Below are 14,522 nucleotides of genomic sequence, written 5' to 3'. Positions count from 1 at the left end.
TATATTCTAATTATTATTTTTTCTTCTATTAATACTAAAAAAACAGGAAAGAGAGCTCCTGTTTTTTTATATATGAAATGTATTGGCTTTATTTAATATTTCTTTCGCATCTATAGGCAATAAAGAAAGTGTATCTTCTCCTTGCAAAGTTACACAATCATTGACAATATGAAATCCAAGCGCATAGCCAAGCATCTTCGGATAAGAGTGAAATCCATTTAATAAGATGTCGTGCTCCCTTGTTCCTCGCTTTATACTTATTCTTTCATGTACAACGTTTTTCCAATAATATATAGCCTCTTCTTTTGAAAGATACGTCGTCCACGGTGCATTGTTTTTTTCTGAATATCTTTCCGTTACCGCTTGCTCAGCTAACCCTTCCATAATCATCGTATCAAGTAATGTATATTCCGTTTCTTTCGTCTCAATTTGATGCAACCTGCATATGTGATGATATTCATGCGCCAATAGCACTTTTAATTCTTCCACCGAATTCCGCCCACATACGAATAAGAAAATAACGTGACGCATAGATAATCCAGCCCTGCCGTTATACTCTTCTTGTACAGTTCGATTATAGGAATCTGATAATAGAATAAAAACAGGGACATCTGGACCTTTTAACCAATTTTTCAGTTTCTCATACTCCGCACGTAACTCTTTCCAAACTTCCTTTTTCTCTAACTCTTTAATTTCTCGTTCTCCTCGCATAACAGGGCGATACATACCTTTAGAAATTAAAAAGCGATACAACCTTTCTTTTGGCAGCGGGATATACTTCGTAAACTTCTCACACAGCTTTTCTGGCCGTCCATAATATAGATGTAACCACTCAGCAGTTTCAACAATCCCCATCTTTATCCCTCCTTTTTCTTATGTATATGCAAAAGGAGAAAAAGGCGTAAAAATAAATAAGGAGTTTTTTCGCAATATGTTACGAAAAAACTCCTTATTTCATCTATTATTTATACGCTTTAAATACTAATACTGCGTTATGACCACCGAATCCTAATGAATTACTTAACACCGCGTTTACTTCTTGATGTCTCGCATTATTCGGTACGTAATCTAAGTCACATTCTGGATCTGGTGTCTCATAGTTAATTGTTGGAGGAATTACTCCATCTGTAATTGATTTAATAGAGAAGATTGCTTCAACAGCACCAGCTGCCCCTAATAAGTGACCTGTCATTGATTTCGTTGAGCTGATTGCTACTTTATACGCATGCTCACCGAACGTTTCTTTAATTGCCATCGTTTCATACTTTTCATTCGCATCCGTACTTGTACCATGCGCATTAATGTAATCAATATCTTCTGGCTGTAGACCTGCATCCGCTAAAGCTTGACGCATTGCGCGCACGCCGCCTTCACCGCCAGGAGCTGGCATTGTAATATGGAATGCATCACCAGTTGCACCGTAACCAGCGATTTCCGCATAAATGTGAGCACCACGAGCTAATGCGTGCTCTAATTCTTCAAGAATTAAAATACCTGAACCTTCACCCATTACGAAACCACTACGGTTTTTATCGAATGGGCGGCAAGCTGTTGCTGGATCTTCATTGAATGTTAATGCTTTCGCTGAGCTAAATCCTGCGAATGCCATACTTGTTAACGGCGCCTCTGCTCCGCCCGTAATCATTGCATCAGCATCACCACGCTGAATTGCTTTAAACGCATCACCAATTGAGTTTGCACCAGATGCACAAGCCGTTACAGAACAAGTGTTAATTCCTTTTGCTCCTGTTGCGATTGATACTTGGCCTGCTGCCATATCTGGAATCATCATCGGTACGAAGAATGGGCTCACGCGGCGCGGGCCTTTCTCAGTAAAAATCTTAAATTGTTCTTCGTATGTTTCCATACCACCAATACCAGAACCAATCCATACACCAATTCGAGGTCCATTTTCTTCTGTAATCTCAAGCTTTGCATCTGCCACTGCCATTTTCGCTGCTGCTACTGCATATTGTGTAAAGCGATCCATACGACGCGCTTCTTTTTTATCAATATATTTCTCGACTTCAAAATCGTTAATTTCTGCTGCTACTTTTGCTGGAAATAGTTCCGGATCAATTCTTGTAAGTCGTCCGATTCCAGATACACCTTTTTTAATGTTTTCCCACGCTGTTTCAACATCTGTACCGACCGGTGTAACAGCTCCTAGTCCTGTAATTACGACCCTCTTTTTTTCCATACAAAATACACTCCTTTTTTTCTCTCAGTCCTTATTTACCCCAACGAAGAGCGACTGCTCCCCATGTTAATCCGCCGCCAAAACCAACAAGTATAATTAAATCACCATCTTGAATACGTCCGTTTTGCAATTCCTCTACCATTGCAATCGGAATGGAAGAAGCTGATGTATTACCGAACTTCTCAATTGTCATACTCATTTTTTCTTGTGGTAGATTTAATCTCTCTCTTGCAGATTCCATAATACGAATATTCGCTTGATGCGGTACTAAGAAATCCACATCTTCTTTCGTAAGACCAGCTTTATCTAGAACGCGAAGACAAGAATCCCCAAGTTGACGAACAGCAAATTTAAAGACTTCTCTGCCATTCATCATAACATACTCATCTTGATAAAGATGCTTACCGCCACTTCCGTCCGCTCCTAATTCGAAAGATAGAACGCCTTTACCTTCTGAAACAGCTCCCATTACGATCGCACCGGCTCCGTCTCCAAATAGTACTGCTGTATTTCGATCGTTCCAATCTACAATTTTAGATAGTTTATCACTACCAACTACTAGTATATTTTTATAAGTTCCCGTTTGAATAAATTGCTGCGCTGTAATCATTCCGTACATAAAACCAGCACACGCTGCACTTAAATCCATTGCAGCTGCATGTTTTGCGCCAATCGCTTCTTGAATAACACAAGCTACTGCTGGAAAAGCACGATCTGGCGTTACTGTTGCTACTAAAATAAGATCGATATCCTCTCCGCTAATCCCTGCATCTTCAAGTGCTTTTTTAGAAGCCTCTACGGCCATATATGAAGTATCTATTGTATCATCGGCAATGCGTCTTTCCGCAATACCTGTTCTCGTACGAATCCATTCATCGGATGTATCCATTACTTTCTCTAAATCGTGATTTGTGACTACTTTTTCCGGCACATATCTTCCGATCCCTAAAATGCCCACGTTCACATCGCAGCCCTCCGTTTTATATCAATTATTATGACTTGGTACTAATTTTAAAACATAAATGTATTTTTGTCTAGAATATATTTCAGCTAAAACATAAAGCTAACGCATTATTCACCTTATTGTTTATGAAAAGAAACGGAAACATACCTTTACCTGTTCTTTCGAAATATAAAAAAGCCCGAACCGTTTCTACTTACAGTTCAGGCCTCTCTTCCATCTAAATTTTTATTCTTTATCTGCTTTCCTTCTAAACTAGAGAATTTTCCTCACTACTTTTCCTTTACCCTCTTCATATATCTGGTTTTCCCCCAGGCGAGAATAAAAAAAGGCCCTGACCGCTTCTATCCACGGTTCGGGCCTCTCTTCCATCTCAAAAGATGCTTTTTATTCTCTTTATGCTTTTTATTCTTGATCTGCTTTCCCAAGCTCATATGCTTCGTTCATAACTTTCATCAATAACTCTAATACTGGTTGAGCTTTCTCCATATCAAGCGCAATTCCATTATCATCTAAAATGGCCTTTGCTTCTGGTAAATGCTTCATTGCGATTTGTAAAAATTGCATGCTTTTCTCATTCATATTATGTTCTTCCTCTCCATTAAAACTTTCACATACATAGTGTAACACGCTCGCTATCCTTCGTATAACTCTTTATATTTTTTCATATGTGCCAATTGTTTATTTAAACCGTATTCTAACGGAGTATTTCTTTTTATCGAAATAACCTCTACAGTTCCATCTCTTTCTTCCACATTCTCTTTCTTCACTTTATCCTCTGCACGTAAAAGGTTCATACCTTTTTTCCATAATGATTTTTTACCACTAAGTAAATTATATATACCGAGATGCTCCTCGTTCATTCCATTTTCCCATAAGCATTCACATACATCTTCAACGTACAGTAGATCACTGGCGTTTTCCTCACTCGTATAATGGCACTCTTTCTCACCCAGTTCTGATAAAATGAGCTGATGATACATCATAAAAGATGGTTGCCATGGCCCATATAATGTAGGAACTCGAAATACACTATATTGTACCTCTCCTTTTTTCAATCCTTCTTCCACTTTCGCAAATAGACGTTTATTTTCGGACTCATCTACGTTTCCTACTTCAATAGAAGAAATTAGATTTAACTTCACTTTATGTTCTTCACACAGTCTTATCATTCGCTTTAAATACTGTAATATAACTCTTTCATTTCGAAAGCCACTTTGTTGGTTAGGCTCATACAGACAAAAGTAAACAGCATCAAATTTCTCTTCCTCTACGGATCTCCATCCGTCTTCATCTCTTATCGAATAATACGTAAATAACGCATTTCGCCCAATTAACAATAACTTCTCTTCATTAATTTTTGTCATATTATCGAATTCATCAAAATCAAGACCATATACTTCTACTTCTTCTGCAATCATTTTATTCACAAGGTGATAACCTACAAACGTAAGTGCACCTATAATTAGCACGCGTTCCATACCACCAACCCTTTCTCCTTGAAACAAATAGCTCCTCATTTATGTATATGGGAGCTTCACAATTCTTCTTCATATTTTTTAAAGAAATCAGTCGTTTGCCTAACCATTTTATATTTCACATCTTGCAGATGGAATAAGACAGAAGTATCGCATTGGTTCAATTGCCTCATTTTCTCGTATTTACGTAGCAGCTGTTTTCTTCCTCTTTTTTCTTGTGTTGATACAAAAATTTTAACAGGTACACAAGACGGAAGAAGCGTAAATGATTTCTTATTTATTTTCGCTTCTAATTCTTCTTCTTTAGCATCATACGCTAAACTTAATTCCTTCAAGAGCCTCTTGTAAAAAAATTTATGCTCTTTCTCAAACTCCACATATTCTGGTAAATCTAAACACGGATTTAACATAACGACAGAACGTATACATTCAGGGTATTTGTTCATCATTTCAAGCGCAACAAGTGCCCCCATACCATCTGCCATAATGTGCATTTTCGCATTCAATGTCTCTTTTCTCAGAACAACGTCATATAGGCGTTTTGCTAGACGAACAGATTGATCGTTTCCCCAATGTCTTCCGTATAAATTAGAAGAAAAGACCGTATAGCCTTCCTCAATAAGGCCATGTAAAAAATAAGATCTACCCGCATGCTGTGTCCATAAACTTGTACCATTCTCAATAAAGTAGTTGTAATCACCGAGAAGCATGACAGAAAATCCATTTGGCTTCTCCGGTAAATAAATGACACATGGTTCTTTTTCTAAGTAAAAAAAACGTTCCGTAATACTCATTTTTCCCCCGCCTTATTTTCTAAACGTATAAAAGTACTCTTTTATAATGTATGAACGGAATGCAAATTTGCGTTGAAAAATCTACAAATATTTTTCTATATTCTTTTTTCAATTGTGTTACAATAAGGACAGATTGAACGAATAGAGGTGTAAAATATGCGTTTCATTTGGGCATTAATTTGGTCGTTCTTGCTTGTACATATGATGAGCTACGTAATCGGCTCTATGACTGGCGGTACATACGATTTTAACCAAGCGTCTATTTTCTCAGTTGTTCTTGCGGTATTCGTACTAGCAATTTCAGCTGCAATTCCAAACGAGCCAGTAGAACAACACTAAAAAAAGAGTCCGGATTTTATCCGAACTCTTTTTTGTTTTACTTCACATGAACGACTAATTCGTTATTTTCTACATCAACAACTACATGACTATTGTCAGTAATCGTTCCTGCAATTAATTCTCTCGCTAATTTCGTCTCAACTTGACGCTGCACATATCGTTTTAACGGACGAGCTCCGTACATTGGATCGAAGCCAGCTTCGACAACAAACTCTTTCGCTGCGTCTGTTAATTCTACCGTAATATGACGGTCAGCTAAACGGCCTTGTAATTCTTTTACAATTTTATCAACAATACCTTTAATTTCATTCGTTGTAAGAGGTTTGAATAAAATAATTTCGTCGACACGGTTTAAAAACTCTGGTCGGAAATGACCTCTTAATTGTCCCATTACAAGTTCTCTTGATTCTTCTTTAATGGAGCCATCTTCTCCTAATCCATCTAATAAATGAGCAGATCCAATATTTGAAGTCATAATAATAACCGTGTTTTTAAAGTCTACTGTACGTCCTTGCGAATCTGTAATGCGACCGTCATCTAACATTTGTAATAAAATGTTGAATACTTCTGGATGTGCTTTTTCGATTTCGTCTAATAAAATAACGGAATACGGTTTACGTCTTACCGCTTCTGTTAATTGACCGCCCTCTTCATATCCAACATATCCAGGAGGCGCACCAATTAAGCGTGACACAGCGTGTTTCTCCATATACTCAGACATATCAATACGAATCATTTGTTCTTCACTATCGAATAATGACTGCGCTAACGTTTTTGCAAGTTCTGTTTTACCAACACCAGTCGGTCCTAAGAAAATGAAGGAACCAATCGGACGGTTCGGGTCTTTAATACCTGCGCGTGCACGAAGAACTGCGTCTGATACTAAGCTTACTGCTTCCTCTTGTCCGATGACACGCTCTGATAAAATTTGCTCTAAACGTAGTAATTTCTCGCGTTCACCTTCAACGAGTTTTGCAACAGGAATACCAGTCCAGCGCGAAACAATATCAGCAATCTCTTCTTCACTTACTTCCTCACGTAATAAACGATTTTCTTGTTTATTATGTGCGCCCATTTCTTCTGCTTCTTTTAACTCTTTTTCAATTGCAGGAATTTTTCCGTGGCGAAGTTCCGCTGCTTTATTTAAATCGTAATTCCCTTCTGCTTCTTCTAATTCACGGCGCAGACGCTCTAAATGTTCACGTAAGTCACGCACTTTGTGAATATCTTCTTTTTCTTTCTCCCATTTCGCTCTCATACCACTTGCAACTTCTTTTAAATCCGATAATTCACGTTGCAACGTTTTTAGACGTTCTTGGCTACCAAAGTCCTTTTCTTTTCCAAGAGCTGCTTCTTCAATTTCCAGCTGCATAATGCGGCGCGTTACTTCATCTAATTCTGTCGGCATAGAATCGATTTCTGTACGAATTGTTGCACAAGCTTCATCGACAAGATCAATTGCTTTATCCGGTAAGAAACGGTCCGAAATATATCGATCTGATAAAACTGATGCCGCTACAATCGCGCGGTCATGAATATTTACACCGTGATAAATTTCAAAACGCTCTTTTAAGCCACGTAAAATGGAAATTGTATCTTCAACAGTTGGTTCTTCTGCTAATACTTGTTGGAAACGTCTTTCTAGCGCTGGATCTTTCTCAATATATTTACGATATTCATCTAACGTCGTCGCCCCGATACAATGCAGTTCACCACGCGCAAGCATCGGTTTTAACATATTTCCTGCATCCATTGCGCCTTCTGTTTTACCAGCGCCGACGATTGTGTGAAGTTCATCAATGAATAGTAAAATACGACCTTCACTCTTTTTAATTTCATTTAATACAGCTTGGAGACGCTCTTCAAATTCACCGCGGAATTTCGCTCCAGCTACAAGCGCACTCATATCTAATGCAAAGATTGTTCTATCTTTTAATCCTTCAGGTACATCCTTTTTCACAATACGCTGTGCTAACCCTTCAACAATTGCTGTTTTACCAACACCTGGTTCACCAATTAAAACTGGGTTGTTTTTCGTTTTACGTGAAAGAATGCGGATTACGCGGCGAATTTCACTATCGCGGCCGATAACAGGGTCAATTTTCCCCGCTCTTACTTCCGCCACTAAATCACGACCATATTTTTCTAACGCTTCATAAGTTGCTTCTGGATTTTGACTAGTCACTCTTTGATTCCCCCGAACTGTCATTAAAGACTGTAATAAGTTATCTTTCGTAATATGAAATCTTGTAAATAATTGGTTTATATCGCCTTTTTCTTCAGTAAAAGCAAGTAATACATGTTCAACTGAAATGTAATCATCTTGCAATTTCTCTGCTTCTTTTCCTGCTCTTACAAGCAGTTGTTGCAAAGCACCTGTTATATATAATTTACCTGCTTCTGCACCGCTCCCCGTTACGGAAGGCTTTTTCTTAATTAAATTTTCGGCGCCTTCTTTTAATGCTTCTATATCGACGTTCATTTTTTGAAAAATACGTACTGCTAACCCATCTTGCTCTTCTAATAATGTAAACAAGAGATGAACAGTATCTACTTCTTGATGATGATGAGATACCGCTAAAGATTGAGCACTCATAATCGCCTCTTGTGTTTTTGTTGTCATTTGATTTAAGTCCATCTTTACAGTCCTCCAAATGTTTGACTTTCTTTGACCTTTGATTTGATTATACGCCAACTGACTTTTTTATACAATAATTTTGCTTATGTATTTTCAAACTTATTATTGGAAAAAGAAAAAGGGAAAATTCATTATGCTGCTTAAAAAAGTACGGTAAATGAAATTCTAATGTGTGATGAAAAAAAGCCGCAATAACGATTGCGGCTTCTGTTACGGTTTTCTTTTATATGTCCACTGACGGTTATGATTTGTGTTATCTGGAAACTTTTCACCGGCAGTTAGTTTCACCATTTGCGGGTCTTTCACCATACTTCCCGTTTCACCAATTTCTACGTAAATGCCATCATTCGGCGCTTTTTGTCCAGAACGAAACCTGCGATTTTGTCCCATTTCCATTCTCCTTCCATGACGTCTTTGCCTCATTAGTATATCCATTTTAAAAGAAAGCTTGTCTGTCATGTTTAGGAAACAAGTACTACATTTCATTCTTGTACATATACATGAATGACACAAGCTTAAAGCAGGGATTTCTTCCCTATTTGTAGAAAAAAAAGAAACCAACCTACTATAGGCCAGTTTCAAAGGAGAGTCAAACATATACGAGAAGATTACATGTTCATTATAAGCCTCATCCTACGAACAATGTAACCCTTTTCACAATTTGTCCATAATGAAAGAAACATTGTTTGAACTTTCTAAAAAGATGTTGACTTTTCTTAATTTCCAGCGAGAAATAGTAGACACCGCAACACTTTGCGACGTAAGATGGATATATAGTGAAGTTTCCATCTTTGGTGGTCTCACCCAGCTTAACCTCTTATTTCTGCATATTAAAACGGAAATACAGATCGAAACAAAAATAAATTATTATAAGAGGTGAAATTATGAACAAACAGCATTTAATCGCACTAGACTTAGACGGCACTTTATTAACAGACAACAAAATAATTTCCACTCGAACGAAACATACAATTGCAAAAGCAAAGGAACAAGGACATATTGTTGTTATCTCAACAGGTCGTCCATTCCGCGCTAGTTATGATTACTATAAAGAACTTGGTTTAAATACACCAATCGTAAACTTTAATGGCGCTTACGTACATCATCCTCTTGATTCAAAGTGGGGCACACATCACTCTCCTCTTGAGCTAGCAACCGCACAAGAAATTGTCCGAGCTTGCTTTGATTTTGGCGTAAAAAATATATACGCTGAAGTAATGGATGATGTGTATGTTCGTGAAATTGATGAAGATAAAAAACATATTTTTGAATTCGGTTCTCCAAACATTTTTACAGGAGACTTATTAAATATTTTAAACGATCATCCAACTTGCTTATTAATTGACGCACATGACGAGCATTCTACTGCAATTCGTCAACATTTAACTGATATGCACGCTGAGGTAATCGACCATAGAAAATGGGGCGCACCTTGGCCGATTATTGAAATTGTAAAAAGCGGATTAAATAAAGCTGTTGGACTACAAAAAATTTCTAGTCATTACAACATTCCACAAGAGCGAATTATCGCTTTCGGTGATGAAGATAACGACTTTGAAATGATTGAATTTGCTGGTCACGGCATCGCAATGGGAAATGCCATCCCTGAATTAAAATCACTTGCAAACCATACGACGTTAACGAACGAAGAAGATGGTATTGCACTATATTTAGAAGAGGTTCTTGGGTTGTAATCTAAAAATTCCCTGCTTATAGTTTCTCGCCAAACGCTCATACTATCATTAGACGCAAAAGTTAGCGCGTCGATTGTTTTCAGCTAAATAAAGGGGGTTTTTCGAATGGGTAAAAAGAATAAATCAAAACGTTTTATCCAACAAGGAGCCGATGCTGTTATGAAGCATGATGCAAGATTCCCGTACAGAGGTACATTAGCTGAGGCAGAAAAAGTGAGAAGTAACTCTTCTTTTGGAGGGGTCTAAATGGGGAACTTACTATTTCAACAAGCTAGAGATGCTGTTGCAAATGCCGTATCTTGTTCAAGTGGCGCCGAGCAACAAGATCTCGTATATAGAGCAAAAAACGCTTTGCACTCTGCTTACGCAAACTCTTCAACAGCTGAAAAAGTTCAGCTACGTGAAATGCAAGAGCAGTTGCAAAACATTACGAATGCACATTAAAAAAGAGGACCAGCTTTGGTCCTCTTTAATCTTTTCGAAACAATCCGAACACCCCAACTGTTTGCAGTACGTTTGTAAATGCACCTGGGTCCACTTGTTTAATAACCCTCTCCAATTCATACAGTTCGTAACGGGTAATAACAATCATTAACATTTCCTTATTTTCATTCGTATAAGCACCAGTTGCTGGTATAGTTGTAATCCCCCTCACTAAGCGTGAGTGAATCGCCTTTCGTACATCCGCCCCATTCTTCGTAACGATTAATGCCGTAATCTTCACATGACGCGTATGAATTGCATCGATGATTCGCGTTGACACATACAAAGTCACTAAAGTATATAATGCTTTTTCCCATCCATACACATAGCCGGCAGCGATAATGATCAGTGCATTAAAGAAGAAAAAATACGTACCGACAGGCTTGTCTTTAATCTTTGATAAAATCATGGCGATTATATCTAAACCACCTGTAGAAGCCCCCCACTTCAACGCAATCCCTACCCCGATTGCTGAAATAAGCCCACCAAAAATCGCATTTAATATGATGTCGTTTGAAACTGCTCTAACTGGGATAATTTCTAAAAACATAGTCATAAAGATAACGCAAAGAAAACTAAAGAAAGTAAAGGCCTTTCCAACCTTTTTCCAGGCTAAAATAACGACTGGAATGTTAAACAAGCTAAATAATACCCCGGTTGATATGTGAATAGATAAAAAATCACCTAATATTTGTGATAGCAATTGAGACAATCCAGCAAAGCCACTTGCATACACTTTCGCTGGCGTTAAAAATAAATTCATTCCAATCGCATTTAACAAACCTGCGACGATTACAACGATTAACTTCTTTATAAGTTCGGTATAATTCAACTTCAAATCCATTTCTAATCCACCCTTATTATTCATGAATGCACTGCTATACATAGTCTTTACGAAAAAGGAAATGATAAACGTACAACGTTTAGAAATGGAGTTGATACATATGCCACATACGAGTGATAACGACAAAAAAGCACGCGATAATAATGCAAAACGCGCGCAAAAAAATGAGCAAGAACAAAAGAATATAGAGCAAGGTAAGCGTGCCTATTCTAAAAAGACCGATCACCTTTGATTCCATCGTACACCAACAATATTGTTGGTGTACTTTTTTTACAGTTTACAGGGAAAAAACATTAAAAATTCACTTCATGTTCACTTCTATATTCTACAATAGCGATAACATATTCGGATGAGGTGTTAGCATGAGAGTAAAACACATTTTCATTATTACTGCACTACTAAGTATATTAATGCTATCTGCTTGCGGACAAAAAAACGACTCAGATACAGTCGCTACAGCAACAGACTCAACCATTACGAAGAGCGACTTCGAAAAACAGTTGAAAGATCGTTACGGAAAAGACATGCTGTACGAAATGATGGCGCAAGACGTTATCACGAAAAAATATAAAGTATCTGACGATGATGTAGATAAAGAATTACAAAAAGCAAAAAATCAATACGGAGACCAATTTAAAAACGTATTGAAAAACAATGGTTTAAAAGATGAAGCTGATTTCAAAAATCAAATTAAGTTCAAACTTGCTATGAATGAAGCGATTAAGAAAAGTATTACAGAAAAAGACGTGAAAGACCACTATAAACCAGAAATTAAAGCAAGCCATATTTTAGTAAGTGACGAAAATGAAGCGAAAGAAATAAAGAAAAAATTAGATGCTGGTGCTTCATTTGAAGAACTAGCAAAACAAGAATCGCAAGACCTACTATCAAAAGAAAAAGGCGGAGACCTCGGATATTTCAATTCAGGTAGAATGGCACCTGAATTTGAAACTGCTGCCTATAAACTAAAGGTCGGACAAATTAGCAATCCCGTTACATCACCAAACGGTTATCATATTATTAAATTAACTGATAAAAAAGAATTAAAACCCTATGATGAAGTGAAAGACTCTATTCGTAAAAACTTAGAAGAAGAACGTATCTCTGACCCTATATTCGGCAAAAAACTATTGCAAGATGAATTGAAAAAAGCAAATATTAAAATAAACGATAGTGAGTTGAAAGATACGTTTACTCTTGTACATGAGCAAGGGAATTAAAAAAGCACCACCTTATAGGTAAAATATAAGGTGGTGCTTTTTATTTCCTTTATTTCTTAAAGTACGTCCAACCTTCTTCTTGGTAAACCTTTTCTTCTTTCATCAACTTACCAAGTGCACGCTTAAATGCAGCTTTACTCATATTGAAACGTTCTTTAATGTCTTCTGGATAGCTCTTATCCCAAAACGGCATTGCTCCGCCTCGTTCTTCCATATATGCATAAATCACTGCAGCATCATCTTCCATTCCTTCTTCTTTACGAGGAAGAAGGGAGATGTTAATTGTACCGTCATCTTTTACATCAATAATTCGTCCCGTTACACGTTGACCGATACGAACTTGCTCTTTTCTTTCTGTATGATGTAAAAATGCACGGAAATGCTCATCTGTTAATACGAACGAACCAACTTGAAGTGAACGATACACACGTCCGTTTACGTTTTTATTACGCATAGATGGTGTCGCATCTACAACGATTTCTTGCATATCACTATCTCTTGCTGGAAGAGCAATTAAACGATCACGATTCGTTAATTTTAACGTACAATATAATTCGTCTCCAACTTCTGGCCATACTGGCATATAAATTGGGAATTCATCAGCTGGAATTAGTATATCTTTTGATACACCAATATCAACAAACACACCTAAACTTGGAATAACTTCTACAACCTTTACCCAGTTCCAATCATACGTTGTAATAATTGGCTCCTTCATTGTTGCTGAAATACGATTTTGGTGATCAAGGTATAAGAATACGTCAATCGTATCGCCTTCTTCAATTTCTCCAGCTACTTCATTTTTATGTAGGAAAATTTCTTCTTCTTCATTCCCAACCATATATCCGATTTCCGTTTCGCGTAAAACAGTTACCTGTTCAATCGATCCTATTTGTAAATACATATTTTTTTAATTCCCTTCTATATATATAAAATGAACTTTTTAACTTTTTATATTTTTATCATTCCAAACAAAAGTTAATTATAACACGATTTTCTCTTTATTTGTCCAACTGCCCAAAATTCACTATAATAAAATGAGGTTACATCATTATAAGTATGAAAACACTTAAGTCTAAGCTCGTTTTCAGCTATACTTTAGTATGTACAGTACATAAAAAGATTAGAAATTTATTTGGAGGTGCTAACTATGGCAAAAGATAGTTCTTTTGACATCGTTTCGAAAGTAGAATTACCTGAAGTAACAAACGCAATTAACACTGCATTAAAAGAAATCCAAAACCGATATGACTTTAAAGGAAGTAAAAGTGATATTAAACTTGAGAAAGAAGTACTTGTTTTAACTTCTGACGATGAGTTCAAATTAGAGCAAGTAAAAGACGTTCTTATTTCTAAACTCGTAAAACGTAACGTTCCAATTAAGAACTTAGATTACGGAAAAGTTGAAGCGGCGGCTGGTAACACTGTTCGCCAACGCGCAACACTTCAACAAGGTATCGATAAAGATAACGCAAAAAAAATTAACAACATCATTAAAGAAATGAAATTAAAAGTAAAAACACAAGTACAAGATGATCAAGTACGTGTTACAGCGAAAAGCCGTGATGACTTACAAGCAGTTATCGCAGCAGTTCGTAGCGCTGACTTACCGATTGACGTACAATTTATTAACTACCGCTAAAAAGAAAAACATCCTCTATGTAGAGGATGTTTTTCTTTTTAGCGGGTAAAAGTCTAAGCTTACGGGCAATCGGATAAATTTTATGCATAAATGAAGAAGACCCTTTTAAAAATCGGAACAAAAACCTCCTTCCCCAATCAAATGTAACAAATTATGAGTATATGAATATTTTCCACCCTTTCCTGTAATGTAAAATTAGTAAGGAATTTATTTTATGAAAAATGTTAAT

17 protein-coding genes are annotated in these 14,522 nt (G+C 36.9%); 7 read left to right on the top strand and 10 right to left on the bottom strand.

Features of this window, described 5'->3' with window-relative positions; genetic code table 11:
* Positions 1-66: 66 nt before the first annotated feature.
* The 6 genes from BGI23_RS05965 to BGI23_RS05940 form a co-directional block, all read right to left on the bottom strand.
* On the bottom strand, positions 67-855 hold the full coding sequence (locus BGI23_RS05965; RefSeq protein ID WP_070805485.1) for a DUF2268 domain-containing putative Zn-dependent protease: 789 nt from the start codon (positions 853-855) through the stop codon (positions 67-69).
* A 106-nt stretch (positions 856-961) separates the two neighbouring features.
* Entirely contained in the window at positions 962-2,200 is a 1,239-nt protein-coding gene (gene fabF, locus BGI23_RS05960; RefSeq protein ID WP_000412651.1) for a beta-ketoacyl-ACP synthase II, read from the bottom strand.
* A 31-nt stretch (positions 2,201-2,231) separates the two neighbouring features.
* Complete coding sequence (gene fabH, locus BGI23_RS05955) at positions 2,232-3,164, bottom strand: beta-ketoacyl-ACP synthase III (protein ID WP_070805484.1); 933 nt, start codon at positions 3,162-3,164, stop codon at positions 2,232-2,234.
* 402 nt (positions 3,165-3,566) lie between these two features.
* Positions 3,567-3,743: a ComZ family protein gene (locus BGI23_RS05950; RefSeq protein ID WP_009879752.1), complete on the bottom strand. Its 177-nt coding sequence runs from the start codon at positions 3,741-3,743 to the stop codon at positions 3,567-3,569.
* Positions 3,744-3,796: 53 nt separating this feature from the next.
* Complete coding sequence (locus BGI23_RS05945) at positions 3,797-4,669, bottom strand: NAD-dependent epimerase/dehydratase family protein (RefSeq protein ID WP_070805483.1); 873 nt, start codon at positions 4,667-4,669, stop codon at positions 3,797-3,799.
* Positions 4,670-4,698: 29 nt separating this feature from the next.
* A complete protein-coding gene (locus BGI23_RS05940) occupies positions 4,699-5,433 on the bottom strand; it encodes a lipase family protein (RefSeq protein WP_070805482.1) in 735 nt (244 codons plus the stop codon).
* Positions 5,434-5,589: 156 nt separating this feature from the next.
* On the opposite strand from BGI23_RS05940, the gene BGI23_RS05935 reads away from it, so the two are divergent.
* Positions 5,590-5,772: a YjzD family protein gene (locus tag BGI23_RS05935; protein WP_001211115.1), complete on the top strand. Its 183-nt coding sequence runs from the start codon at positions 5,590-5,592 to the stop codon at positions 5,770-5,772.
* A gap of 37 nt (positions 5,773-5,809) precedes the next feature.
* Here the strand turns inward: BGI23_RS05935 and clpB are convergent, their stop codons facing one another.
* Positions 5,810-8,410, bottom strand: coding sequence for an ATP-dependent chaperone ClpB (gene clpB, locus BGI23_RS05930; RefSeq protein WP_044792713.1), 2,601 nt, complete (start codon positions 8,408-8,410; stop codon positions 5,810-5,812).
* Positions 8,411-8,620: 210 nt separating this feature from the next.
* Complete coding sequence (locus BGI23_RS05925) at positions 8,621-8,800, bottom strand: YjzC family protein (protein ID WP_000531421.1); 180 nt, start codon at positions 8,798-8,800, stop codon at positions 8,621-8,623.
* Positions 8,801-9,294: 494 nt separating this feature from the next.
* Between BGI23_RS05925 and BGI23_RS05915 the strand changes: the two genes are divergently transcribed.
* The 3 genes from BGI23_RS05915 to BGI23_RS05905 all read left to right on the top strand — a co-directional run bounded on the left by BGI23_RS05915 (position 9,295) and on the right by BGI23_RS05905 (position 10,548).
* Positions 9,295-10,104 (top strand): Cof-type HAD-IIB family hydrolase, encoded by an 810-nt coding sequence (locus tag BGI23_RS05915; RefSeq protein WP_001041237.1) that lies wholly within the window; start codon positions 9,295-9,297, stop codon positions 10,102-10,104.
* Between the two features lie 105 nt (positions 10,105-10,209).
* Positions 10,210-10,350 carry a competence protein gene (locus BGI23_RS05910; RefSeq protein WP_070805481.1) on the top strand — a complete coding sequence of 47 codons (141 nt, stop codon included), beginning with the start codon at positions 10,210-10,212 and terminating at the stop codon, positions 10,348-10,350.
* Positions 10,351-10,548, top strand: a complete 198-nt coding sequence (locus tag BGI23_RS05905; protein WP_000527392.1) for a DUF3813 domain-containing protein — start codon at positions 10,351-10,353, stop codon at positions 10,546-10,548.
* Positions 10,549-10,573: 25 nt separating this feature from the next.
* Here BGI23_RS05905 and BGI23_RS05900 read toward each other — a convergent pair whose 3' ends face one another.
* On the bottom strand, positions 10,574-11,431 hold the full coding sequence (locus tag BGI23_RS05900; protein WP_000364453.1) for a YitT family protein: 858 nt from the start codon (positions 11,429-11,431) through the stop codon (positions 10,574-10,576).
* Between the two features lie 100 nt (positions 11,432-11,531).
* On the opposite strand from BGI23_RS05900, the gene BGI23_RS05895 reads away from it, so the two are divergent.
* Positions 11,532-11,663 (top strand): DUF3941 domain-containing protein, encoded by a 132-nt coding sequence (locus BGI23_RS05895; RefSeq protein ID WP_001120845.1) that lies wholly within the window; start codon positions 11,532-11,534, stop codon positions 11,661-11,663.
* 130 nt (positions 11,664-11,793) lie between these two features.
* Positions 11,794-12,651 carry a peptidylprolyl isomerase PrsA gene (prsA, locus tag BGI23_RS05890; protein WP_070805480.1) on the top strand — a complete coding sequence of 286 codons (858 nt, stop codon included), beginning with the start codon at positions 11,794-11,796 and terminating at the stop codon, positions 12,649-12,651.
* 49 nt (positions 12,652-12,700) lie between these two features.
* Here prsA and BGI23_RS05885 read toward each other — a convergent pair whose 3' ends face one another.
* On the bottom strand, positions 12,701-13,555 hold the full coding sequence (locus BGI23_RS05885; protein ID WP_000281266.1) for a CvfB family protein: 855 nt from the start codon (positions 13,553-13,555) through the stop codon (positions 12,701-12,703).
* A 246-nt stretch (positions 13,556-13,801) separates the two neighbouring features.
* Here BGI23_RS05885 and BGI23_RS05880 point away from each other — a divergent pair, with 246 nt between their 5' ends.
* Positions 13,802-14,293, top strand: coding sequence for a YajQ family cyclic di-GMP-binding protein (locus tag BGI23_RS05880; RefSeq protein WP_001040153.1), 492 nt, complete (start codon positions 13,802-13,804; stop codon positions 14,291-14,293).
* Positions 14,294-14,522: the final 229 nt, after the last annotated feature.

Source organism: Bacillus sp. ABP14 (assembly GCF_001831375.1).
In the GTDB taxonomy this organism is placed as follows: domain Bacteria; phylum Bacillota; class Bacilli; order Bacillales; family Bacillaceae_G; genus Bacillus_A; species Bacillus_A paranthracis.
This window is presented reverse-complemented; position numbering and strand designations above follow the sequence as displayed.

Bases quoted from the DNA above. Each gene is read 5' to 3' on its own strand.
- BGI23_RS05965 (WP_070805485.1), bottom strand. From the start codon at position 855: ATGGGGATTGTTGAAACTGCTGAGTGGTTACATCTATATTATGGACGG.
- fabF (WP_000412651.1), bottom strand. From the start codon at position 2,200: ATGGAAAAAAAGAGGGTCGTAATTACAGGACTAGGAGCTGTTACACCG.
- BGI23_RS05950 (WP_009879752.1), bottom strand. From the start codon at position 3,743: ATGAATGAGAAAAGCATGCAATTTTTACAAATCGCAATGAAGCATTTA.
- BGI23_RS05940 (WP_070805482.1), bottom strand. From the start codon at position 5,433: ATGAGTATTACGGAACGTTTTTTTTACTTAGAAAAAGAACCATGTGTC.
- BGI23_RS05935 (WP_001211115.1), top strand. From the start codon at position 5,590: ATGCGTTTCATTTGGGCATTAATTTGGTCGTTCTTGCTTGTACATATG.
- clpB (WP_044792713.1), bottom strand. From the start codon at position 8,410: ATGGACTTAAATCAAATGACAACAAAAACACAAGAGGCGATTATGAGT.
- BGI23_RS05925 (WP_000531421.1), bottom strand. From the start codon at position 8,800: ATGGGACAAAATCGCAGGTTTCGTTCTGGACAAAAAGCGCCGAATGAT.
- BGI23_RS05915 (WP_001041237.1), top strand. From the start codon at position 9,295: ATGAACAAACAGCATTTAATCGCACTAGACTTAGACGGCACTTTATTA.
- BGI23_RS05910 (WP_070805481.1), top strand. From the start codon at position 10,210: ATGGGTAAAAAGAATAAATCAAAACGTTTTATCCAACAAGGAGCCGAT.
- BGI23_RS05905 (WP_000527392.1), top strand. From the start codon at position 10,351: ATGGGGAACTTACTATTTCAACAAGCTAGAGATGCTGTTGCAAATGCC.
- BGI23_RS05900 (WP_000364453.1), bottom strand. From the start codon at position 11,431: ATGGATTTGAAGTTGAATTATACCGAACTTATAAAGAAGTTAATCGTT.
- BGI23_RS05895 (WP_001120845.1), top strand. From the start codon at position 11,532: ATGCCACATACGAGTGATAACGACAAAAAAGCACGCGATAATAATGCA.
- prsA (WP_070805480.1), top strand. From the start codon at position 11,794: ATGAGAGTAAAACACATTTTCATTATTACTGCACTACTAAGTATATTA.
- BGI23_RS05885 (WP_000281266.1), bottom strand. From the start codon at position 13,555: ATGTATTTACAAATAGGATCGATTGAACAGGTAACTGTTTTACGCGAA.
- BGI23_RS05880 (WP_001040153.1), top strand. From the start codon at position 13,802: ATGGCAAAAGATAGTTCTTTTGACATCGTTTCGAAAGTAGAATTACCT.